At 57.6% G+C, this 23,473-nt stretch carries 14 protein-coding genes; 3 read left to right on the forward strand and 11 right to left on the reverse strand.

The genetic code is table 11. The features are described from left to right. From ACTIEN_RS19755 to ACTIEN_RS19780, 6 genes are all read right to left on the reverse strand, one after another. Nucleotides 1–4,255: type I polyketide synthase (locus ACTIEN_RS19755; RefSeq protein ID WP_439524867.1), on the reverse strand; the 4,255-nt coding region annotated here is incomplete at its 3' end. 353 nt (nt 4,256–4,608) lie between these two features. Further along, a complete protein-coding gene (locus ACTIEN_RS19760; RefSeq protein ID WP_439524868.1) occupies nt 4,609–4,977 on the reverse strand; it encodes a hypothetical protein in 369 nt (122 codons plus the stop codon). Nucleotides 4,978–5,021: 44 nt separating this feature from the next. After that, on the reverse strand, nt 5,022–6,050 hold the full coding sequence (locus tag ACTIEN_RS19765; protein WP_439524869.1) for a M35 family metallo-endopeptidase: 1,029 nt from the start codon (nt 6,048–6,050) through the stop codon (nt 5,022–5,024). A 164-nt stretch (nt 6,051–6,214) separates the two neighbouring features. After that, nucleotides 6,215–7,246: an AI-2E family transporter gene (locus ACTIEN_RS19770; protein ID WP_439524870.1), complete on the reverse strand. Its 1,032-nt coding sequence runs from the start codon at nt 7,244–7,246 to the stop codon at nt 6,215–6,217. A 129-nt stretch (nt 7,247–7,375) separates the two neighbouring features. Further along, complete coding sequence (locus tag ACTIEN_RS19775; RefSeq protein ID WP_439524871.1) at nt 7,376–9,184, reverse strand: ABC transporter ATP-binding protein; 1,809 nt, start codon at nt 9,182–9,184, stop codon at nt 7,376–7,378. Nucleotides 9,185–10,805: 1,621 nt separating this feature from the next. Continuing rightward, the gene (locus ACTIEN_RS19780) at nt 10,806–11,237 is read right to left on the reverse strand and encodes a helix-turn-helix domain-containing protein (RefSeq protein ID WP_439524872.1); all 432 of its coding nucleotides are present in this window, start codon (nt 11,235–11,237) and stop codon (nt 10,806–10,808) included. Nucleotides 11,238–11,742: 505 nt separating this feature from the next. On the opposite strand from ACTIEN_RS19780, the gene ACTIEN_RS19785 reads away from it, so the two are divergent. After that, nucleotides 11,743–13,014, forward strand: a complete 1,272-nt coding sequence (locus ACTIEN_RS19785) for a DUF4214 domain-containing protein (RefSeq protein ID WP_439524873.1) — start codon at nt 11,743–11,745, stop codon at nt 13,012–13,014. A 9-nt stretch (nt 13,015–13,023) separates the two neighbouring features. Here ACTIEN_RS19785 and ACTIEN_RS19790 read toward each other — a convergent pair whose 3' ends face one another. The 3 genes from ACTIEN_RS19790 to ACTIEN_RS19800 form a co-directional block, all read right to left on the reverse strand. Next, nucleotides 13,024–14,382 (reverse strand): hypothetical protein, encoded by a 1,359-nt coding sequence (locus ACTIEN_RS19790; RefSeq protein ID WP_439524874.1) that lies wholly within the window; start codon nt 14,380–14,382, stop codon nt 13,024–13,026. 146 nt (nt 14,383–14,528) lie between these two features. Further along, the gene (locus ACTIEN_RS19795; RefSeq protein WP_439524875.1) at nt 14,529–15,317 is read right to left on the reverse strand and encodes an outer membrane lipoprotein-sorting protein; all 789 of its coding nucleotides are present in this window, start codon (nt 15,315–15,317) and stop codon (nt 14,529–14,531) included. Then, nucleotides 15,314–17,608: an efflux RND transporter permease subunit gene (locus ACTIEN_RS19800; RefSeq protein ID WP_439524876.1), complete on the reverse strand. Its 2,295-nt coding sequence runs from the start codon at nt 17,606–17,608 to the stop codon at nt 15,314–15,316. The genes ACTIEN_RS19795 and ACTIEN_RS19800 overlap by 4 nt, the downstream gene beginning before the upstream one ends. A 507-nt stretch (nt 17,609–18,115) precedes the next feature. Here ACTIEN_RS19800 and ACTIEN_RS19805 point away from each other — a divergent pair. After that, nucleotides 18,116–18,418, forward strand: a complete 303-nt coding sequence (locus ACTIEN_RS19805; RefSeq protein ID WP_439524877.1) for a helix-turn-helix domain-containing protein — start codon at nt 18,116–18,118, stop codon at nt 18,416–18,418. Nucleotides 18,419–18,546: 128 nt separating this feature from the next. After that, a complete protein-coding gene (locus tag ACTIEN_RS19810) occupies nt 18,547–20,220 on the forward strand; it encodes a hypothetical protein (protein WP_439524878.1) in 1,674 nt (557 codons plus the stop codon). 104 nt (nt 20,221–20,324) lie between these two features. Here the strand turns inward: ACTIEN_RS19810 and ACTIEN_RS19815 are convergent, their stop codons facing one another. Together ACTIEN_RS19815 and ACTIEN_RS19820 are read right to left on the reverse strand one after the other, a co-directional pair. Beyond that, nucleotides 20,325–21,626: an HlyD family type I secretion periplasmic adaptor subunit gene (locus tag ACTIEN_RS19815; protein ID WP_439524879.1), complete on the reverse strand. Its 1,302-nt coding sequence runs from the start codon at nt 21,624–21,626 to the stop codon at nt 20,325–20,327. A 46-nt stretch (nt 21,627–21,672) separates the two neighbouring features. Then, nucleotides 21,673–23,385 (reverse strand): type I secretion system permease/ATPase, encoded by a 1,713-nt coding sequence (locus ACTIEN_RS19820; protein WP_439524880.1) that lies wholly within the window; start codon nt 23,383–23,385, stop codon nt 21,673–21,675. Between the last annotated feature and the right edge of the window lie 88 nt (nt 23,386–23,473).

Below are 23,473 nucleotides of genomic sequence, written 5' to 3' on the forward strand. Positions count from 1 at the left end.
AGTCGACCCGGTTGTGGTCAAGAGCCGCGAGAATGTGCGCCGTTGTTCCACCTGTTCCGCCTCCCACCTCCAGAATACGGATCGGGCGCCCGGACGGCATCTTTTCGACGGCGCATGCAATGGCCGCTGCAATTGCGTGGTTCGCTTCCTCAGACGTAAAGCCCTGCTCATAGATTTGCTCCATTAATGGGCTGCCTGAAGATGGGAACAGCATGTCCAGCAACTGGCGCTCTGCGCTCAAGAGGGCTGGCAGATGTTTCCAGATCCGCGCCATTAGAAAGAGTTCCGCGCTGTAGCCGGGATAGCGTCGGATCACCTCTTCCCAGTCGCGGCGCGGATCAGCTTGTTGATGCGCAGAATATGTATCGCCGTCACGTGTGATCGTGCCATGAGCTACAGCTTGACCCAGAATGGTCTCGCAATAACGACGATGTTCGGTCGCGACGAGGCCCTGCTTCAGGAAGTCGGCGATGTTGAAATCTCTGCCGCCAGACAGCTGGAAGAACGTGTCGGCGACGAAAGCGGCTGTTAAGCGCTCAAGCGCTTGGTCATAATCTGACATCACTGTGCGCCGCTTGGCAAAAGCGGGGTGTATGTCGTCGACAAGAAGAAGAGTTTCAGGATCTAATTCAGGCACTGAGGTGTCAAACATTTCAAGCGGTTTGAGAGCATGCCGAAGGTGCAACGCGTCAAGCTTCGCTCCGGTGCCGACAGACCTGACTTGAAATCCGAACATTTCGGCAACAACAGTGCCGTCAGGTTTGATTAGAACAATATCAGCACTCAGATAAAAACGGTTGGCTCCGCGCGTGACGATATGGGCATAGACCGCCTCGCTGTCCTTGAGATTGCCACGCACAATCAAGCGTTCCAACTGCACAGGCAAGAACAGGCGACGGTCTTGCCCTGAATCAATCAGACCGATCATCGCTTGCAAGGCACCATCCGCCATCATTGGATCTATGGTGAAGTTCGAACCCGCACCCGTGGTCCGGTTCAGCTCGGCAAGAAGCTCTCCATCGCCAAGCTCGATCCCGGCAACGGTCTGGAACAGAGGTCCATAATTCAGGCCACGTTCGGCGGTTAGCGCATAGTGTTCTTCCGCTGTGCGGTGGCCCCGGGTCATGCGTGCGCGCAGCGCATCGAGATCGACGGATTTTGGGGTCGCCGGGCGTGTTTCCAATACTGCGCGCACATGTTCAGTAAATGGCTCTGAGATGCCGTCGCGGTCATCTTCAATTGAAATTGCGCGGCTTCTGATAGAAAGGCTGTGATCATTGCGATCAAGGAAGGTTTCAAATCCGACTTCGCGATCCGGTTGGAGAACCAGTGCCTTCTCGATACGGACCGAGCGCAGTTCCAGCGTGTCTTCGCCACTGAGAGAACGGCCAGCAGCAATCGCCGTTTCCAGAAAACCCGTGGCCGGGAAAAGGACAGCATCCCGTATCATGTGATCCCCGACAAAAGACAGTCGGCTCAGCGTGATGTCATTATGCCAGACATCTTTTCCCAACGAGATGCGAGACCCCAGAAACATGTGCTTGGTTGGCAATGCGGCAACCGGTGGTCGAGCATGTGCGTCATTGAAATAGCGCTCCCGCTGCCAAGGATACCGCGGCAGGGCCAATGGTTGGGCCGGGATCGAGAATTGGCGGGATAGGTCAATCGCTGAGCCCGAAACCGCAGCGCTTGCGACGGCTCGGCGGAGCTGATCGGTCTCGTCGGTTTCACGGCGCAGGGTTTCGACCAAACGGACGCTTCGACTGACTGCGCGTGCGGTACCCTTAACGTATCCTAGAAGGTTTGGATGCGGGCCAACCTCAACAAAGGCGTTGTAGCCGTCCTCGATCATCCGGTTGATCGCAGGGCGGAATTGAACTGGATCGCGCAGATTGCGCCACCAATACTCAACATCCATGTCCGTCCCGGACAAACGTTCGCCCGTTACCGTGGAATAAAATGCAGTTTCACCCTGTCGACCATGCACAGTCTCGATCCTGTGCCGGAAACTGTGCTCGATCGGATCCATGGCCGGGCTGTGGAACGCGTAGTTGAGCTTCAGACGCGTGGCGAAAATACCCTCCGCAGACAGTTCTTCAACAAGCGCATCAATCTCGTTGATGCTGCCGGCGATGCTCACCGCCTCCGGCCCGTTGTCCCCTGCAATCACCAGACTGTCGTAGTCCGCAAGCACAGCCTGAGCCGCGTCGACATTGAGGCTGATCGCAGCCATCGCACCTGCTCCGGCAGTTTTCGCTTGCTCTTGGCTGCGAGCCGACACGATGCGAATGATTGTACCGAGATCAAATTGCCCCGAGCAATAGGCCGCCGCCAGCTCGCCTGCACTGTGCCCGACTGTTGCGTCTGGGAAGAGCCCCTGTGCCGCCAGGCACCGCACGATCCCGACCTGCACCCCAAAGAGCGCAGGTTGTGCAATCTCAGTTTGCGACATGAGACTGGTTTCTTCTGTTTTCGACATCTCGTCGATAAGCCGGAGTCCCGAGACGGTGCGAAATTGAGCATCGATTTCTTCTAAAGTGTCCCGAAAAATGTCCGAAGCTTGCAAAAGCTCTCGGCCCATCGCCCACCATTGGGGACCATTGCCAGTAAAGACAAAGGCGGTCCGCGCACCGGAAATGGCGTTACTCTGCATGATGCGGTTATGCTCGCGGTCATGTGCCACGGCCACAAGGCCTTCGCGGATCTCTGCAAGACTGTCGCCCCAGATTGCGGCGCGATGCGTATGCCAGGATCGCCGCGTCAAAAGCGTGTTGCAAAGATGGCCAAGGGATAGCGTGTCCGCATTCGTTTCGACATATGTCGCGATATCCGAAGCGACATTCTTCAGTGCTTCAGGGGACCGCGCAGACACTAGAATCCAAGGCGCAGAAGGCGTGTCTAGCGTGACATGTTCTTGGGCGGGAGCTTCGGAAACCACGACATGGGCATTTGCGCCGCCGAAGCCGAACGAGTTCACGGCAACCATTGCCGGCCCCTTTGTGTCGGCAAGCGGCATTGTCTCTTGTGGAACTTTTATGCGCAAAGTCTCGAAATCGATCGCAGGGTTTGGTGTTTCGAAGTGGAGTGAGCGAGGCACCTGCCTATGGCGTAGGCACAAAAGAGCCTTAGCCAATCCAGCGAGACCCGATGCCGGTTCCATGTGACCAATGTTGGATTTGATCGACCCCATAAGCAGAGGTGCATCTCCGCTACGTTTCTGGGCGATGGCACGGCCAATCGCGGTGGCCTCAATGGGATCCCCGGCTGCTGTACCTGTCCCATGTGCTTCAACATAGGCAATATTGTCAGGGTCGATATTGCCTTGGGAAAATACCCGCCCAAACAGCTCCTGTTGCGCGTCGCCATTGGGAAGTGACAGACCGCTGGTCTGGCCATCATTGTTGGTATCACTGCCTTGAATAAGACCAATGATGGGATCATTTTCCCGCAAAGCCACATCAAGCGGTTTCAAAATAAAGGAAACAGCACCCTCCGCGCGGACGAACCCTTTGCCATCAGCATCGAAGGCGCGACACTGTGCGTCCGGCGACAGCATCGTCGCAGCGCAAAATCCAACAAAAGGCTCTGATCTAATCAAGGCGTTGGCGGCACCTACGATCGCAACCTCGCAGACGCCTTGGCGCAGGGAACGGACGGCATAGTCAAGGGCGGTCAACCCCGACGAGCATGCGGTGTCAATTGCCATGCTGGGGCCGCGGAGATCGAACGCATAGGAGATTCGGTTTGCCGCGATACTGAGCGCACCACCTGTATTTGAATAGGCGTTTCCATGCCTCGGATCATCTATCATCAACTGAATGTAATCATTGGATGAAATGCCAACAAAGACGCCAGTTCGGGTTTTCGAGAGTTTGTGAAGAGGCAGACCTGCCATCTCTAGACCCTCGAATGCCGTTTCGATCAACATGCGCTGCTGCGGATCAATCTGCGCTGCTTCCTTGGGAGAAACTCCAAGAAAGGAAGTGTCGATCAGATCAATCCCATCGACATAGCCAGCTCTGCGCACATATGTGCTGCCTGACCGTGGCTGTGGATCATATAAATCGTACCGCCAACGGCCTTCTGGCAGATCACGGATCCCGTCACCACCAATAAGAAGAAAGTCCCAAAGCTCTTCAAGAGAATGTAGATTGCCTGGAAGGCGTAAACCACATCCTACGATTGCAATGAGAGGATCGCTGGAAATCTTACCGGCTGTTGCGGCTTTGGTATTTGTATTCAAGAAATCTACCATTTCATCCTAGGCGCGCGAGCAGCTGCGCAGTGTTGCTTGGTTTTGTCCCGCATTATTGTTTGGTTTCAATCAAATGGCCAGCATAAGCACAGCAGAGACAAAGGCACTTCAATAGCACTGATTTTAGCGGTTCGGTTACATACCGAGAAATAGTTCAAGTTCGTTTAAGGTTGGAGTGGCACTGTTGCACAAATCGTCTGATGCCCAAGGCCCCTTCCCCCGGACGGGTTCACCCTAAGGCTTGTGTGATGGGGATGCCAAGGGCCGTGTCGCCATTCATGACGGCGATGCGGACTTGGGCTTCCGCGACCTGGCGGTGTCGAAGCCCGTCCCATGAGTAGCCGCTGTGCGGATCACTCTGTCGCGGGGGGAGGCTTCATCGGGCTGGGTTTGGTCGGGCTCGTGACGGGCTCGGCCACAAGAAGCACATCTCTTGTGGACAGGATCAAACGGAAGACCCGGCCCGTGCCGTCCGTGATGCGCAGCGCGGTGCCGTTATCGATCGGTGTCAGATCGCGGATGAAGATATCATATTTCTGTGGCGACTTGTCCCCGTAGACGATCTCGTAGATGCGTTCGACCCACAATTCCTCTCCGCTTTCCGCGTCATAGGCGGCCACGAAGCCGCCGTTCTGGCCCAGTCCGCGCTGCTTGCCCCAGTGAAGTGCCTCGTATCGCACCCCGTCGAGCGTCACCGGGGCCACGTCAGCAGGTCCAGTCATGATATCGGCCTTTCTTTTGCGAGTATGCGGCGTGTCGACCGTCGTCAGGCGGCCAGACCACTTGCCGTCTTGCGCACACCGCTGGAGATCGCCCCGTTCAGATCCGCAGCAAAGAACCCCCAGGTATCGGCATTGTCGAGCGCCTGTTCCTTGGTCAGACCGGTCGCCGAGGCCGGGCTGAGAGGCCCATCATCGGCATAACGGTGATCATCGGTGCCAAGTTCGCGATGCGAAAGCTCGTGTACGATGGTCAGGGCCGCATCCCACATCTTGTTCCCGAGGGCGGCACTCAGCGTGGCTTTCTGAATGTAGATGACATTCATCTTTTCCGATTTGTAAACAAAGGCATAGTCCTTCCACCCGCCGCTGTTTCGGTCGATGGGTTCGTCAGACAGAACCAGCATGCCACTGTTCAGGACCGTCGCGATCTTGCTGAGGCCACGCAACAGTTTGGTGGCGAGTGTCTTGACCTCGTCCTCGGTTGCGGCAGAGGCACAGAACCACCGCTTGATGACGGTATTGGTGGCATCATCCGGCGATCCCAGCTTGGAGATGCATTTCATTGTCCATGAGAGGGCAAGCTGTGTTGCCTCTCCCATGGCTTTCTTGTCGGCCTTGGAATAGACCTCATCGGTCTGGCTTGCCCAGGTGGCCAGACCCTTGTTGCCCAATCCCTTGAATTCGTCCTGAAGCCATTCGGTATAGTGAACCGGCGGCGAAAAGACCCACACATCCTGGCCGCCGCGCATGTGAACAAGGTACATGTGCCGCGCCATCTTGAGCGCCGCCACTTCGTCGTTGAGCCCTTTGACAATCGTGTCCGTCGCTGAGTCGGTCGCCGCGCCGCAGGCCGCGACCAGCAGTTCGCCTTCTGACTGCTTTGATGTCTTGGCACTTGAAGACAGGGTGCCGCGCAGTTGTGTCAGCGCGGAATAATGCGTTCGTTTTGGCCCCTCGGTCGGAAATACCATAGACAAATCAATACATTTCGTCGCACTGGGAAGCTTTTCGAAAGCGGATGATTTCTTCAGTTCGTCCCGGCTGGCTTTATAGCATTCTTCAAACTTATACATCTCAATCTCCTGAGCAGACGCGTCGAAAAAGATCTGGAGCAAGCGCGCCCATAGTGCGGCGGATCGCGTGTCCGATCAATTGTTCTGTGCGCCCGGGTTCGACTTTTCCTGATCAAGGCGATGGCCCCGCTGTTCAGCGGCTCTTCAACCGGTCAGGGGAAGTATCACACCTTGCCATTCGCCGACAGCAGAACGGCGATCGGGTGGGTGGTTTTCAATTCGGCGAAGACAAGGACCAGGCTCACCGTCAGCGGCACCGCCAGCAGGGCGCCGGGCAGACCCCAGAGCGTGCTCCAGAACGCCAGTGCCAACAGCACCACGAAGGGGCTGAGGTTGAAGGCGCGGCCCATCATGCGCGGTTCCAGCACGAAGGCGACGAAGATCTGCGCCGCCGTCAGCGACACCATCACCGCCCCCGCCATCGACAGGGTGCCGAACTGCGCCAGGCTGAGCAGCACCGGAAAGATCACGCCGATGAGCGAGCCGATATAGGGGATGTAGTTCAGGAACGCGATCAGCACGGCCCAGAACAGTGCAAACTCGATCCCCAGAAGCAGCATGATCACAAAGGAGATCGCGCCAAGGATCACGTTGAGCACGGTCTTCACAAAAAGGTACTGCCCGATCCGTTCGTTGATCCGCGACAGCAGCGAGATCGCCCGCTCGCCCATCTGCTCGTCCCCTACGGCGATCATGACCTTGCGCGCCATCACACCGCGTTCGGCGACCAGAAAGCTGGAATAGAGCACCACCAGGAACAGGGTGACGCCGAAGCCGCGCAGCGACAGAAGCGCCGGCGTCATCCACGCCCGCACATCCACCTGGTCCAGCGTCGCGCTGCGCAGGTTTTCCCATGTCGGTTCGTTCTCGATCCCAAGCAGACTGGCGTTGCGGGTGATGAGCTGTTCGAGATTGGATTCGTATTGCGGCAGGATCGCCACCACCTGCACGAGGTTGTTGATGACCAGGATGAACAGCAGGACCACGACGATGGTGAAGAGGATCAGGATCAACCCGCGCCGCGCCCAGGCCGGCAGACGCCCCAGCACCGGCACGGCCTGCATGCTCGCCGCTGCGGTCGACAGGATGTAGACCGAGATCACGGCGGCAAAGACCGGCAGCAGGATCGGCTTGCCGATCCAGAGCAGCCAGCCCAGCATCAGGGTCAGTGCCGTTGCGTATGTTGCGTTGCGCATAAACTTTCCAAAACCCGCGATCCTGTCGTCGCGCCATCACGAAGCGTCCGGGCGCGAGTGTCAATCGGTTGGGGGTCAAACCTCGGTGTTATCAGGATGTTTTTTGAACCGGTGCGCGCAACGACAGCCCTAGCCGTAACTTTGCTTCTGCGCGCCGTACATCCCGGCATAAAGCCCGTCCTGCGCCAGGAGGTCGGCATGGGTGCCCTGTTCGACCACTGTTCCGGCGTCCAGCACATAGATCCAGTCGGCATGGGTGATGGCCGAGAGGCGGTGGGCCACGATCAGCGTGGTCTTGTCTTTGGACAGGCGGTTCAGGGCGCGCTTGACCTTGTCCTCGGTCTTCTGGTCCAGCGCCGAAGTCGCCTCGTCCAAGAGCAGGATCGGGGATTCCCGCAAAAACGCGCGGGCGATGGCGATGCGCTGTTTCTGCCCGCCAGAGAGCTGGCTGCCCTTGGGGCCCAGCGGCTTGTCGCCGCGCGCATCCATCAGATCGGCGATCTCGGCCGCCTCGGCGGCGGCGCGCACCTCTTCGTCAGTCGCGTCCGGGCGCACATAGCGGATGTTGTCCCTGAGCGAGCTGTTGAAGATCACGATGTCCTGCGCCACCACGGAAAAGGACGACCGCAGCGCCTTGATCCTGAGCGTATCGATGGGCGTCCCGCCAATGGTCACGCGGCCCCCCTGCGCGTCATAAAGCCGGGTCAGAAGGCTCAGCACCGTGGTCTTGCCCGATCCGGTTGCGCCCACGATGGCGCTGATCTTGCCGCCTTCAAAGCGCATCGACAGGCCGTCAAAGAGCGGGTGATCCTTGTCATAGCTGAAGCGCACATCCTCGAGCAGGATGTCGCCCGCGCGGTCAAAATCCTCATGTGCGTCCGGCGCGTTGGTGATCGACGGCGTTTCGCGGTAAAGGCTGCGGATGCCATCGAGCAGGATCAGGTTCGCCTGCAGCTTGGCAAAGAAGCTTGCCAGCGTGCGCGCCGGATCAAAGATCAGCGCAAGACCCAGCAGATAGGCGATGATCCCTGCCCCATCGAGCCCGAAATCCCCCGACAGCACCATGTAGCCGCCGCCGCCGATCACCAGCACGTAGACAAAGGCCGCCATCATGTCGATCGCCGGCATCACCAGCGCCTGCGCCGATTGCAGCCGGATCGAGATGTTGCGGATGTTGTCCGTGGACGAGACAAGCCGCGCCCGTTCCACCGGTTCCTGACCTGCAATCTTGATCGTGCGCATGCCCGATGACATCTCGTCGATGCCGGTCATGTAGGCGCCAAGCGCGTTTTCCGCCGTGGACTGGATATGTTTGATCGTGGACGAGACGTGTTGCAACAGCAGCAGGACCGTCGGCAGGATGATCAGCGCGGCCAGAAACAGGGTGGGTGATTTGTAGATCAGGTAACCCGACACGATCAGGATCGTCGCGGCATCCCGCACCGCGTTCACCGTGGCCTGCCCGACAAACTGGCTCAGCCCCTGCGCCTGGTTGACCAACCGCAGGATGATCTCGCCTGACTGGGTGCGTTCGAAAAACGCCAGGTCCAGCGTCATCAGATGGTCGATCAGATCATGGCGCATCTTCATCACCGCGTCACTGGCCAGCCAGACTGACAGGCGCGGGATGAGATAGGACATCAGCGCCCGCGTGCTGAACAGCGCAAAGACAACGCCGCAGACCCGCACCAGGTCGGACAGCGCCCCGCTGTCGAAGATCACCCTGAGCCCGTCTTCGGTGAGCGCCAGGAACTGCTGATAGACAAGGCCCTGAATGGTGATCATGCCAAGCACCAGCAACAGCCAGGGCGTTTTCGACTTCAGGTAGCTGTTCCAGAACCACGCGATATTGGTGCGGTCCAGCGCCGAAAACATCGGTCGTTTTTCGGGACGCTCGTCCTTGGATCGTGATTTGAAGAAAAGGTTGGACAGGGCCATGCAAGGTTCCGGAAAAGGGCACGCGCCCCGCGTCTACAGGGATTTGGCAGTCAGGTCAGCCCCTGTCTCGGCCCGGACAAAGCCCTTTCTTTTCATTGGGTATAGAAGTTCTCAAACAGGACGCCCCACACCCTGTCGAAAGCAGTAGCAGATCAAGTGCGTGCACTGTCCCATGCAACTCTAGTGAATGCTCCCAATACGATTATCGCTAGCTTCATCCAAGGACCGGCACTTATGTTGCGGCGCAAACAGACCAACGCTCCGCATATCGCTCCCACCCCACGTAAGGGTTCCTGCAACCGTGTTGCCAAGGTACAGGTGCCTTGTAGGCAAGACCCCCGCCTTTCCCGATTGCAGGAACTTGACTTGGTTGTGGTCTTGACCTGTGAACGAAGCGAATTCAGAATTAATGATCAATCCGAGCAAGCGATCAAAGACCGTCTTGGAGACGAAACAGATCGGAACCCTCGAAGCGGGTCGGCCCTGAGTGGCGCAGAGAGCCCCGTGGAGTGCGCTCGCATATCTACCCGCCCACAACCAAGCGAAAACCAAAAACCCCACTCAGCGACGCTCTCTGGCGCTCTCAGGGGCAAGCGGTCTGTATGGGCAGCAACACCCGCAGGTGAGACGCTCCCGGACGGGGTGATTGCAGCCTGCGCTTCAGCGCGAGAGCAAAGAACCGCCTCAAGGCCCGCACAACGAAGGGAATAGCCCGGTTGCGGGATAAAAGCGAGATCAATCCGAGAAATCTCCAAACCCGCACCCAAATGGCCCGGCAAGATTCCGCAAGAGCCACCCGCAACCAATTGCAGGGACTTCACCCCGAGTCACCAGGCAATCCCGGACCGCGGCCATTGCGAGGCCGAGGAGCGTTTCCTGAAGACGAAATCCGTGGGGGGGCTTTGAAGCTCGCTCGGAGACGGGTTCGCCCCGAGAAGGGCGAACCAAGCATGCGTTCGCCGAAAGACCTCCCGCGAGATCAGTTACTGTTCGTGTGAGCAACAGCCAAACGCCGCTCGCTTACAAGCCCCCCGAGACCCACAACTGATTCGGATCGAGACGTCCCGCGATATTCTGTCAAGTGTTTTCAACAAGGAAGCCTGTGACATAAGGTATCGGTCGACGCTAGATCTAATACTTGACTCCTAATAAGCTTCTTATTAAACTCTACGAGTATCACGAGTAGTTAAGGGAAGAGAGATATAAGAGGGAAAGGGGAGGATATTAGATCTAGCGTCGACCGATACCTTATGCCGCACCCCTCCTTCGTTTTCCATCTTGACAGGCTCCCGGGGCGAATCATCTGAGCTCGGGCGGCTCTCCTTCAATCACCACATCCCCCACCAAAAGCAGACGCCCCCGTTCCTTCAGGGTATAGGTCGGGCGCCATCTCCCCCTGCGGAGTGACTTGGGCCGCTTCCCTTTCTCCAGACCTTATTAAGGCTTACCCAAACAAGGTCGGCCAACAGCCGACCCTCAATCTTGAAACACCTCCGCTGCTTGGAGCTATCCAACAGTCGCACAACCGCACACGGAGCAGTATGTGGTGCCATAGTGCGTCCCATATGACCGTCGGGAGTGACGACTTGGCTGATGTTGCTCTGCTGATCGCGGGAGCCCTTCAGATCGTCACCTTCCCTTCCGTTTCCTCGGCATGCTTCTGACAGGCCAGATAAAACACCCCTCCCAAAGCTTCTCCCAGACCTTGGCTCCACGGAATGGGCCCATCCATGCAGGCGCATTCATAGGCGTAGAAGATCTCCTCGTGAACCTCGTGGAGCTTCGGGCGCATCAGCTCCTCGATCGTCATCCAGATCTCGGGGTGATACTCGCGCAGCGCAGTTTTCAGAAACAACCCTGCTTCGATGTCCAACGCCTCAGCCAACGCCGGAATTCGCGAGATCGGCACCTTGGTTTCGCCGGTCTTCATCATCGACAAAGCATTGGCATTTACAAATCCAGCGTCCCGGGCGATCTCTTTCTGGGTCTTGGGGCTTTCCTCAATCGCGTTGCGCAGGAAGATCATCGTCAGGGAATGCGTTGTAGGGCTCATGGAGTGTCCTCTTCAGTTCAATGGGCAATCACATGCGAACTTGCATGTGCCCCGATGATAGAAGGACGTCTGTGGGGCCGTATGGCGATGCTGCGGGCCCGCTGGCGCAGGACGGATCAGACGAAATTCTCTCGCCGAATCTCGGAAAAAGCCACTTTGGCGTTGCAAATTGTCAACATAGCGTTGCATTTCGTTGCATTTCTCCGGGCGAGAGACGTCTTTGAGACCCAAGCCGAACCGGGAGGGACTGGTATTTGACTGCTGCAAGGCTGTGGAAACAGAGCGGCGAAACCGAGGGAATAGGGCAGACAGCCAAATCCAATCCTTGTAGTGCGGGCGGCCGTTGATCTTGGTTCTTACCCCTATGACATCCCATCTTCGCAATAAGGCATCTATGGTCAGGGGGAGCGATTTGCCCTCAGTTGGCGCGCATTCCAGTTGTGCATTCCGGCGTGTTCCACCACTGTAAAACCAATCGGTGATGTAGCACTTCTTGTGAGATGACATGGCAAATATCCAAATCTACGATAACGCAGGCATCGGCCTTGATCTGCAGCCTGACAGTGACTGGATCAGTGTCATTCGAAACTTGGGGAACGTGACGCAGTTTGGTACGATTGGCGGCCCTGCCACAATCAACATCTCGATTGTATTCGACAACGGCGCATTCTCCGGCCGACTTGAGCTGGAGCCCGAAGGCAACAATGTCCGGCTTGAAAAGCTCACCATCTTTGATAGGAACAACAACCTTGCGGTTGAAGGCAGCGAAATTGGGGCCCTTCTCAGCTTTGCGACAAACATCGAAGATATCCAGGTTCTCTCCGATCCCTTCAGTGCCGCCGACACGCTGGCCGGCAACAGCTTTGCCGACTTCATCAACGGCGGTGGCGGCAATGACAGCCTTTCTGGCAATGGCGGCAATGACACGCTTGAAGGAGACAGCGGCGATGATGCTCTGAATGGCGGGCCAGGCACGGACACCGCCGGTTATAGCGGCGCGCAGGCCAGCTATACCCTGACGTTGGGCCCCTCCGGCATGACCATCGAGGACCGCCGCGCCGAAGGGAACGGCACCGACACGCTGACCGGGATCGAGTTCCTGGATTTCGACACCAACCTTCTGGGAGAGCCGTTTGACCTGACCACCTTTGCCGGTCTGAGCGGTCTTTCCGGGAGCGACCTGGAAACCTTCATCGAGCTTTATATCGCCTACTTCAACCGCGCGCCGGATGCGGTGGGCCTGTCGTTCTGGGGAACGGCGTTTGCCAATGGCGTCACGCTTGAACAATCGGCCAGCTATTTCATTGACCAGCCAGAGACCCGCGCCACCTATCCCGACACCCTGAGCAATGCGGATTTCGCCAGTGCGGTCTACGACAACGTGCTGGGCCGGGTGCCGGATCAGGCCGGGTTCGAGTTCTGGGTCGGCGCGCTGGAGTCCGGCGGTGTCGGGCGCGACCAGTTCATCCTGTCGGTGCTGGAAGGCGCAAAAGCGCCCCCGCCGCAGGGCGCCACGGATGATTTCATCGCCCAGCAATTGGCCGACCAGCAATACCTTGCCACGAAAACCGATATCGGGGGATATTTCGCGGTCACATACGGCATGTCCAGCGTCGAGAACGCCTCGGCCGCGATGGCCCTCTTCGATGGCACATCCATCGGCGTCAATGCCGCTGTGGCCGCCATTGACGGCTATTACCTGGATGCGCTTGATCCGGCTTCAGGCGAATTCCTGATGCCGCTGGTGGGTATTCTGGACAATCCGTTTGCGGTCTGAGGCGTCGCGTCAGAAGAAATAGGTCAGGCTGAGTTCCATGAAGTCGTCATCGTCCAGACCCGACAGCGGGTCGGACGTGTCATCGGCATTGATGAAAACGGTCGAGAACTCGATCTGGGCACTGTCGGTCAGGCGCGACGAGATGTTGAAATTCACCAATGTGCTGTCGGTCTGAAGGTCTTTCAGACCACTGAGGGACAGCGACGTGTTGGCCACGTTGTTGAGGTCATAGCGCAGCGCGACAAAGACATCGTCGTCCAGAAAGGTGCGCGGTTGCAGATCTGAACGGTCGTCGTAGATATATTCCACCGCCCCGGTCAGACCGCCACCGGTGCTGAACAGGTCGCCAAAGCTGTATTCCGCCCCGATCACCCCGGAAAAGTAGTCTTCCCGGTCCGTGAACCGCTTTGCGCCGTCGAATTTCAGTTGCCAGTCGCCGGTCGAATAGACCAGCTCGAGTCCGATCTGCCGCATCTGCTGATAATATGGAACCGCACCAACGCTGTTGCCCGACAAAAGGAAAACCTGCGATGCCGGGTCCAGCCGGTCAAAGGCAGCGGCAATCGGATCGTCACCGATATCGCTTGGGCGCAGCCCTTCATAGACGTCCTGCACATTCGCATTCACCGCATCGCAGGTGGCCTCGTCGACGCTGTCCTGCTTGAAGGCGCAGCCCGGCAGGTAAACAGGCTGACGGTCACGGCCTGAAAACAGCGATACGGCATAGTCCAGAGACCCGTTGGCGGTGCTGATGGAATTGCTGTTGCGGATGGCGACATCAATATCATCCTCAGCTTCGAACATCACCCGGTCACTATCCGGCACGACATCGAAGCGCAGGCGCTGATCGGCTTCTTCGTAGTCAAGTTCGCGCAACCCCACGAGGCCGTAAAAGCTGAACGTGCCCAACCTGTCGGTATCGAAGGACACCGACACCATCGGCTGACCCAGCCGCTCGACCTCTTCGCTGGAGGTGAAATTGCCACGCTGGTTGACGATGTTGACCGGGTTGTAGGATTCCGTCACCCCCCAGAAGACCACATCGCTGCCAACAAGCCACCGGACACGTCCCAGTTCCCCGGCGACATATGCCTTGGACAAATCCCAGGATTGTGCTCCGGTCTTTTCGTCCTTGCGGCCTCGAATTTCACCGACAACCTGTCCGAAAGACAGGCTGGCCGAACTGGCCAGACGGAGCGATCCGATCAGGCTCGTGCCCTTGCCGATCTGTCCCTCCAGCGCGCCGTCCTCGAAGAAAGTCCGCGCGGTCAGGCCAAGGTCGCCCTCAAAGGACAGGTCCTGTGCCTGTGCTGCAAGCGGCCCGCACAGCCCGACCCCGAGAACACATGTCTTGAAAAGAGTTTGCATAACCTGTGCCTTGGATTCCGGATCAAAAGAAAGAGTGGGTCCCGCAAACACTACAGACCCGGATATGGATCAGGCCAGAGATGCCCCCGGTCTTGTGACAGATTTTGGCCCTGTGTGGTGACAACCACGCGTTTACCCGCAGCCCGTCAGCGTGTCATCGCCTGTTGGGTGAATTCGCTGGGCTGCAGACCGGTATTGAACCGATAGTCCTTCCAGTCCAGCACCGTGCGCTTGCCGGTCTGGTGGTTGACCATGGTCATGCGGGACGGGCGCGAAAAGCGGCCGTTGTAGGTGCGGTATCCGCTCATCACGAGGGTTTTGTTCAGCTGGCCGCGACGGTTGTAATACTGGATCGTCTGATAGCGTTTCCCGGCGGTGTCGATCCACGCGATCTGCTGGGAATAGCCTGAGCTCTGGCGCGGCGTACGCTGGATCACGTGGCACTGGCCACCACCATTCGGGCAAGCCTCGTCGCGGACCCAGACATGGTTGTAGTTGGCCACATCCTGTTCGACCATGTCTTCATAGGCAAATTCGCTGCCCACAAACGACCCCGACCGTCCAGAGCCAGAGATCTTCTTCACCCGCCCCACCGAGGGCAGGTAAAGCCATTGCGCATCCTGCTTGGTATCGAAGGCATGGGTGAGCAGCGCCGTGCCGCGAATGTCACCGGGCCAGTCGAACACCAGAAGCGAGCGCGTTTCCCGACCTCCGTTCAATTCGACGCTTTTCATCTCGAAACGCCGGGCACTGGTGCCCCCGCCCGCAGTCTGAAGCGTCATATCACCCGACACGGTGAAATCCGCATAGCCGGATATCGCGGTCTCTGCTGCCTGCGCGATCTGCTGACCTTTCTGTTCGGCACTTTGCGCCGAGGCGCTGCCAAGGCTGGCACAAAACAGGAGGGCCGAGAGAAACACGCGAAACAGGGTCATAAGTTTGTCCTTTTCAAAAGCGCCGGCAACAGGATCAGGTCAGTCATCAAAGCCAGAACGATGATACAGGCGGTCAAGCCGCCCAGATGCTGGTTTATCGCAAACCCGCTCAGGGTCATGATGAAGAACCCGCTGCAGATTGCAATCGAGGTCACCATCAGCGCTGTCCCTACGGTTCGGAAGGTCAGCTCCAGCGCCTCGTCCCGGGTCATACCGGTTTTTCGATGGCGTTGGTAGTGCATCAGGATATGTACAGTGTCATCCACAACAATGCCAAAAGTCATCGTGGTGACAACTGTAGAACCCAGATTGACGTCTCCGACCCACCAGCCCCAGATGCCGAAACCCAGGATCGCAGGCAACACGTTTGGCACAAGGCTGATCAGCCCCAGCTTCACGTCCCGCAGCGTCGCGATCATCAAGACCGAGACCAGCACCATCACGGTGAGCATGCCGTAGATCATCGCTTGGTTATTGCGCTGTGTGAGCTTGGAAAAGGCAACCCCCATCCCCACAGCCTGCGTGGCAATCTTAGGTTCATTTTCTCGCAACCATGCTTCGGCATCACGAGCAAAAAGGGCGACGTCCTGCCCGTCGACACCGCTGAGCACTGCCAGTAGTCTTGTAGAGGTCCGATCGATATCGAGCACTTTGTTCATGTTCATGCCCATCGGCAGGGACAGTTCGTACAACATCATCGCCTGCGCGTTGGCTTCCTGGCTGTCGGCAAGCACGTAGGCGTCGGGATCACCGCCGTTCAGGGTCTGGTTCAGGCGTTTGAGGACATCCGTAACGCTGCCCACAAAAACGACGCCCTCCTGCGCATGCAGCCAGTCGGTGAAACGTTCAACCCGACCAAGAAATTCTGGCGCGAAGACGCTTTCGCCAGGACCGGCCTGCAACGAAAACTGCACGGTTTCCATCCCTGTAAGCGACTCTTCGATGGCATCGCTGTCGGTGCGAAAGGTGAAGCTTTCATCGAAATAGCGCAGCGCGCTGTCGTTGAAGCGGAGCTGTGTCAGCCCGCCAATAGAGATCACAAGGAGTAGCACAAATGTGGTCAAAACCCCGCGCTGATTCAGAGCAAAACGCGCAAGACGCGCCATGGCATCCGGAGAGATGCGTAAAGGCCTGAACTGGCGATCCGGCGCACGGCACAAGATCAACGGCAAGAATAACGCAGTGAGAACCCATCCAACGAGAATGCCAAGACAGACGATGGTCCCCATCTGCGCCAAAGGCGGGGATTCCGAGAAATTAAGGCACAAAAACCCAATCGCCGTCGTCAAGTTCGTGACGGAAATGGCGGCAAGGTTTTCCGCAAAAGTGTCCTGCGTAGCTTCAAACCGATTGTCGCCATTGGCGATGCGGCGCGTCCAGCCCAGAACGATATGGACGCAGGAGGCCGTAATCAGCACCATAACGGCCAAAGGGCTAATTGCGGTTGCAGGGATCAAGGCGATGCCGAGCCAACCAGCAAATCCCAGCGTTGCAACGGTGCCGCCCAAAGTGACTAGCACCGTTCCGAGCCAGCCACTGAGTGTGCCAAACCCAAGCACCATAAGGAGCATCACCGATGCAAAGGCGAGTGGGATCAGACTCGTCAGATCCCGCAACGCCGCTTCGTTTATTGCAACTCCTCCCAAAAGGTCACCTGTCAGGTGAACCGATACATTCGGCAATGATGCCTGCCATTGCGCCTGCATTTCCTGAGCGACCTTGGCCATTTCAGAACGCGGCAACGCGGCAAGATCTTTCGGGATGAGGTCAACAAAAAGACCTAGAGCATGACAATTGGGCGAGACCAGAAGGTTGACGAGCTCATCCGTGTTCAGCACGATATCGCGTATCCGCTGTGCATCCTCCTCGGTTAAATTGCCACCCTCAGGCACCAGCGTCTCAACGATGATGTCGTCATTCTCGCTATAGCTATGGTTAAAGTTGGCGATCGATTCCACGCGCAGAACGTCCGGCATCAGCCATGCGTCATCGGTAAATCTACTGAGATCCTGTAGAAACGAAGGCGTACACAGATCGTGATCCGCAACAAAAGCAAAGAGCAAAATATCAGATTGAGCGTAGACATCCTCCAGATGCTCAACGGCCTGAAGTTCAGGATTGTTTGTGCCGAAGAAATCCCGGTTGTCGGTTGAGAAAACCAACCACTGAAGCCCAAGCCCGGCAAACAATAGGATTAGCAGTCCCGCAGCAAAGCTCGCAAAATCATTCTGGACCAGCACACGAGCAAGGTAATCCGAGAACGTGGAACTTCGCTTTTGTCGGGGAATCATCCATCCCTCGGGAGTAGTAAATTCTCGGCCACTACCCTGGGAACACGTAGCAGGTTCATGGTAAGGTTAACTCTGCAAGTAGTCATGACTCTGTTCAACCTGTAGCTACGTCAGCCATGAACACAACATCCCCGCCCAACAAAAGGCAATAGTGCAGAAAAAACCACATTTGACTGTATCACTTTTTCCAGTCCGCAGAATCCCATTGGTAACCTAGAAAAACCCTGTCTCACAAAAACAGGTGGACACAATTTTCAACGCGGCAGGATGATTCGCATTGCTCCACGCAAAGCTCCCAAAACTGGCGAATTCTTAATCATTATCAGAGACCTAAACACATCTTGCACTCTGCATTTGTAACGAAACACTGTTTTTCCATCACTTTCGATCACAACCCCACGACACCATTTGCCATCGGCGAAATCCTGCTATATAGTGGTTCACTGAACACCCCTGTCTCCACTCGGCAGGTGTGTTTCCCCGATGCTGCCAATTGAGGGTTAACCCATGCTTGCAGAGCTGCACAAATCGACGCCTGAGGAAGCCAAGGAACAACGTGCGACCTTGGGTCTGTGGCTGAAGTCACTGCGCGAAGCCGAAGGGCTGTCGCAGCGCGATCTCGCCGACCGTTTGTCGTTGGATTATTACACCTTCATTTCGCAGTTGGAAAACGGTCGCGGCAAGATCCCGGCACATCGCTACGGCGAATGGGCCGAGGCGCTTGGACAGGAGCCAAGAAGCTTCGTTCGTGAACTTCTGCGCTATTATGAACCGCTGACCTACCAGATCCTGTTCGAAGACGCCGGCTGACGCCCCTCCGGTACGGGGCATTTTCGGGGCCTGCCTGCGGGCCACGAAAACGGTGCATCTTCTCTGGATCGGAACGGCGATCAGCGGTACAGTACGACACGGTTTAGTTTGATCGGGACGATCCCCCTATGGCGAAAATCCTCACCTTCCGGAACAAAGGTCATGCTCCTTCGGGGCAGGACTTCCTGACTGACGAGAACCAGACGTTATCGTTCCGCACAAATGAGGATGGGGCGGTCAGCCTTGGTGGCCTTAGCAAAACGGGCCTTCCGACCCTGTTTCCCGATCCAAAGAAAGACTGGAGCAACCAGGAACTCGCGGATCTGTTCCGTGTGCGACAGTTGCTCAGCGGAGCCAATGTCCCGGTCGAGACCGATCGCGGCGTCTCGGACGAAGGCGATCCGTGGTTTGTCTTCTGTCATGCCAGCGGAGAGGTGTTCATCCATCTTTGCCGCATCGACGGTCTCTATCTGCTGGACAGCCCGAATGTCCTGCGCCCCCTGCGCGGCGCGGATTTCAACGCGCTGATCGCGGATTTCACCAATCAGGCTCTGCCCACCGGCGGCTCTGAGGATGACTCCACGCGTCGTGTGATCCGCCTCGAACGGGGCGGCAAGGTGCGTCTGCACCCATCGGCCATGCTTGCCGCGCTGATCTGGACCCTTTTCCTTGCCTCCGAAGAGCTGGTGCTGCTGGCCCCAGAAGAGGAAACCGACAGTGACAGCGATGCCCTGCTGGATTTCGACGGCATGTTTGCCGTCGAGACCGCCAGGACCATCGATATCGACATGGTCTTTGAAGATGACACCGTGGACGTCTCTCATTTGATCAGGGATGGCGCCAACGCGTCCGATCACATGGCGTCCGCGCTGGAAGCACATGCGCAACTGCGCGAAGCCCAACTGCAACAGCAGCAGGGTCTGACGGTCCAGAACAATGCCTTCACCATGGGCCTGAGCACGATCGCCATCGCGATGGGCTTCATGTCCGAAACGGTCCTGCTCGACAATCAGCGCAAGGTGCTGGAAGGCCTGAAAGAGCTTGGCTTCACCAAATACAGTGATGAGGCGCAGCAAACAGCCGAACTTGATATCCCCGCAGGTGCCGAGGGCAATGCCCTTCTGGCCATGCTGGCGGATTTCCTTGGTCTGGACCTGTCGCTGAGCACCGATGTGGCCGAGGTGTTGATCAACGACCCGGCGAGGGCCGAGGAGGACCTGACACATCTGACAGAAGAGGTCGTCGCCGAGGACGCAATCGTCCCGGTCAAGGCGGCGGCCCCGGCAGTGATCCGCAACAAGAACAGTGACCCGGATCAAGACGCCCCGGAGGCACTGCGCACGGACCCCGCACTGGATACAGACAGCGCGCAGGCCAGCGGCAATGACACCCTTTCTGCCGAAGCGGCGCAGGACAGCCTCCCGCTGACCTTGTCCGAGATCGTTCAGACATGGCAGCCGCTGATGCAGGAATTCCAGCTCGGTCAGACCATGATCAAGGCCAGCTTTGATGTCTCCAACATGGACGCCTTTGCCCTCTTCGATCTGATTGATGTTTCAGCAAATGATCGCAGTGCAAATGTCCGGGAATTCGACAATTTGGCGCAGCGATTGATTGAATTCCTGGAAGCGAAAGACGGGGACCTTGGCTTTATTGAACTGGAGAACGAGGTCATCATGATCGACCGCACTGCGGTGACAGGTGGTGAGACAGAGTTCATTCAGTGGCAAGCCGAAGATGGCAGGACCATTTCCTTTATCGGCCTCGCCGCGGACTTCCAGCAATTTGACATGATCGCCTGATCGCAGAAAGCCGTCAGCACACAAAAAGACCGGCGTTCTGATCAAGAGCGCCAGTCTTTCTGTTTTGGCCGAATGACAGCGGATCTGGCCCCCTGCCCTTTATCTCACTCTTCGATCATGCTCTTGCGCACTGCATCCATGAGCGGGGACACGATGAAATTCGCCACGGTACGCTCACCCGTGGTGATGATCACATCGGCGGGCATCCCTGCTGTAAGGCGATCCTTGATTTCTTCCGGGATATCGTTCTCGTCCACAGTCACACGCGCCAGGAAGTAGGGCTGCTCATTCGGATTGTCGGGCGTGATGACATCCCCGGAGACCGTTTCGACCGAACCAAGCATGATCGGTGTGAGCTTTGTCTTGAAGGCGGTGAAGCGCACTTCCGTCAACAATCCGGGTGCCACATTGTCCTTGTCGATCGGCGACACGCGCGCGTTGATGATCAACTCTTCATCCTCTGGGACCAGTTCCATTAGAACGTCACCAGGTCGGATAACCGATCCCACCGTATGCACCTTGAGGTTCTGGATCGTGCCCGAGCCCGGAGCACGGATTTCCGTTCGGTTCAAAACATCTGCGGCCACCTTACGGCGCTCTTGCAATTCGCTGATCTCGGCACGGACTTTTTCAAGTTCCGTATTGGCTTTCTGACGGTATTCCTGCGTCAGTTGCAGAATCTGAAATTCGGTTTCCCCGATGCTGGCACGGGCCTGTGCGATGTCCGAGATGACCTGACCCAGATTGGCTTCAATCTCGATCAGATCGTCTTCCCGCTGGCTGAGCACATTGCCCTGAATGAGCCCACGGCTTTCGCCATCGCGCATGCGGTCCAGCATTTTCGTGTAATTGTCGATACGGCGCTGGAAAGCGGATTTCTGCAATTCCAGACCTTCAATCTGCACTTCGATCTGGTCCATGCGCGCGCCCAGGATATCTTCCTGCGATTTGAGGATCGAGCGACCCTCGCGGAAGAGATCAAGCTGGTCTTCCCGGACCGCGTCGACAATGTCGACAATCTGGTTTTCACCCGAAACAAGGTCCTCCGGAAACTTGATTTCTCCGGTCAGCTTGCGTTCCGCCAGAAGACGCGCCTCAATCATGCGCGCCACGTCCAGACGGGTGGAGAGAACCTCAAGATTGGACCGCGCCTCGACTGCACTCAGCCGTAGCAGAACGTCACCTTGCTCGACCGAATTGGCCTCGGTCACGAGGATTTCCTCGACGATGCCACCTTCGAAATGCTGTACGACGCGGCGGTTCCCTTCGAGCGAGATCGTCGCAGGCGCGACCACAGCGCTGTCAAGCTTGGCCACGGCAGCCCAGCTTCCCAACACCCCGAAGGTGAGAAAGATCAGGACATAGCCCGCCAAAGCGACGGGTTTGGGACTTGGTTTCTTGATCATTGGCGTGCGAGCTCCTCAAGAGCGGTTCGTCTTAATTGTTGCCGGATCAGGCGCGGGGCTTGTCCGTCATGTTCACAACAGCAGGCACCGACTCGGGAGGGGGAGCTTTCTTCTGCTGCTCTTGCTGGGCCTGGGCTTGTTGCTGCGCCTGTGCAAAGATTTCGCGGGTCGGGCCGAATTTCTCGATCTGGCCGTTGACCAGCATCAGGGCCTTGTCCGACAATGCCAGAAGGTTGGCCTTGTGCGTGACCAAAACAACGGTCTTGCCGCGCTTCTTCATTTCCTGAATGCAATTGGCCAGTGCCTGTTCGCCGTGGGCATCGAGGTTCGAGTTCGGCTCATCCAGGACAATCAGGCTTGGTTCGCGGAACACCGCACGGGCAAGGCCCACGCGCTGCCGCTGACCGCCGGACAGACCATTGCCGCCATCCCCCACATCGGTGTCATAGGCTTCGCTCAGGGTGGTGATCATCTCGTGTGCGCCGGACAGGGTTGCCGCTGCCACGATTTCCTTGTCGTCGACATTGTCGAGGAACCGCGAAATGTTTTCCGCCACGCTGCCCCGGAACAGTTTCACGTCCTGCGGCATGTACCCCATGAAGCGACCCAACTGGTCCGCGTCCCAATGATGAAGCTCTGTACCTTCCAGACGCACCGCGCCGGATTGCGGCTGCATCGCCCCAACGATGTGTCGCACCAGCGTCGACTTGCCCGAGCCGCTTGGGCCGATCACTGCAAGCACTTCACCCTGCGCGACATTGAACGAGATCCCCTTGAGGATCGGCGCCTTGGAACCGGGTGCCATGGCGATCAGGTTCTGCACCACGAGGTTGCCCTTGGGCGCGGGCAGCTGCATCCGGGACTCTTCGTCGCCAAGCGTTTCAAAGATTTCAGACAGCCGCTTATGCGCCTGACGGGCACCGACGAACTGCTTCCACTGCCCCACGGCCTGTTCCACCGGAGCCAGCGCGCGTCCCATCACGATGGAGGCCGCAATCATGATACCGGGCGAAATCTGCTGCTGGATGGCCAGATAGGCCCCCGTGCCCAGGATCGCGATCTGAAGACTCATCCGCACGAACTTGGTCGAGGCCATGATGGCCCCTGCCCGTCCGCTTGCCTTGGCCTGTGCATCAAGCACGCTCTCATGCTGCTTGAGCCAACGGTTGGTCAACGGCTTTTCCATGCCAAGCGCACGGATCACTTCGGCGTTCTGCACCGTGGTGTTGACGAAATGTGACGCCCCGGCATTGGCGGTTCCCGCTTCCTGCAAAAGGTTACGGGTGGCGAATTCATTGGTCAGCGCAAGGATGAAGATGATCAGCGCGCCCGCTGTCGCGACCATGCCAAGCCACGGATGGAAGGCGAACACCAGGGCGAGGAAGAGAGGCACCCAGGGCGCATCGAAAAACGCCAGGATCCCCTGCCCCGTCAGGAACTCGCGGACCCGGTCGACATCCTGCAAGGTCGCGTGCGCGCCCGAGTTCGGCGACGCCAGTTGCTTGCGCACCACGCGGTTGAACGCGGGATTGGCCAGCATGTCGTCAAACTGCAACCCGGCACGCACCAGCATCTTGGAGCGGATGAATTCCAGAAAACCGTAAGTGACCAGCAGCAAAACCGCGATCCCGGTGATCATCAGAAGGGTGAGTTCGTTCCGGCTGGCCAGCACGCGGTCATAGACCTGAAGCATGTAAAGCGGCCCGACAAACATCAGAAGGTTCGAGAAGAAGCTGAAGACCACCGTGGCGAAGATGATCGCCTTGAACCTGACCTGCTCCCCATCGAGTCCGCGTTCATTAGTTAGCTCTGTTCAGGGTTTGGTCCTCTCTCGACCGCTGGTGATA

The organism is Marivita sp., from assembly GCF_051859345.1.
Classification (GTDB): Bacteria; Pseudomonadota; Alphaproteobacteria; order Rhodobacterales; family Rhodobacteraceae; genus Marivita.

What these genes read in the sequence shown, in the direction of transcription:
- ACTIEN_RS19765 (WP_439524869.1), bottom strand. Translation starts at nt 6,050, where the DNA reads ATGTATAAGTTTGAAGAATGCTATAAAGCCAGCCGGGACGAACTGAAG.
- ACTIEN_RS19795 (WP_439524875.1), bottom strand. Translation starts at nt 15,317, where the DNA reads ATGACCCTGTTTCGCGTGTTTCTCTCGGCCCTCCTGTTTTGTGCCAGC.
- ACTIEN_RS19785 (WP_439524873.1), top strand. Translation starts at nt 11,743, where the DNA reads ATGGCAAATATCCAAATCTACGATAACGCAGGCATCGGCCTTGATCTG.
- ACTIEN_RS19760 (WP_439524868.1), bottom strand. Translation starts at nt 4,977, where the DNA reads ATGACTGGACCTGCTGACGTGGCCCCGGTGACGCTCGACGGGGTGCGA.
- ACTIEN_RS19810 (WP_439524878.1), top strand. Translation starts at nt 18,547, where the DNA reads ATGGCGAAAATCCTCACCTTCCGGAACAAAGGTCATGCTCCTTCGGGG.
- ACTIEN_RS19775 (WP_439524871.1), bottom strand. Translation starts at nt 9,184, where the DNA reads ATGGCCCTGTCCAACCTTTTCTTCAAATCACGATCCAAGGACGAGCGT.
- ACTIEN_RS19780 (WP_439524872.1), bottom strand. Translation starts at nt 11,237, where the DNA reads ATGAGCCCTACAACGCATTCCCTGACGATGATCTTCCTGCGCAACGCG.
- ACTIEN_RS19790 (WP_439524874.1), bottom strand. Translation starts at nt 14,382, where the DNA reads ATGCAAACTCTTTTCAAGACATGTGTTCTCGGGGTCGGGCTGTGCGGG.
- ACTIEN_RS19805 (WP_439524877.1), top strand. Translation starts at nt 18,116, where the DNA reads ATGCTTGCAGAGCTGCACAAATCGACGCCTGAGGAAGCCAAGGAACAA.
- ACTIEN_RS19770 (WP_439524870.1), bottom strand. Translation starts at nt 7,246, where the DNA reads ATGCGCAACGCAACATACGCAACGGCACTGACCCTGATGCTGGGCTGG.
- ACTIEN_RS19800 (WP_439524876.1), bottom strand. Translation starts at nt 17,608, where the DNA reads ATGATTCCCCGACAAAAGCGAAGTTCCACGTTCTCGGATTACCTTGCT.
- ACTIEN_RS19815 (WP_439524879.1), bottom strand. Translation starts at nt 21,626, where the DNA reads ATGATCAAGAAACCAAGTCCCAAACCCGTCGCTTTGGCGGGCTATGTC.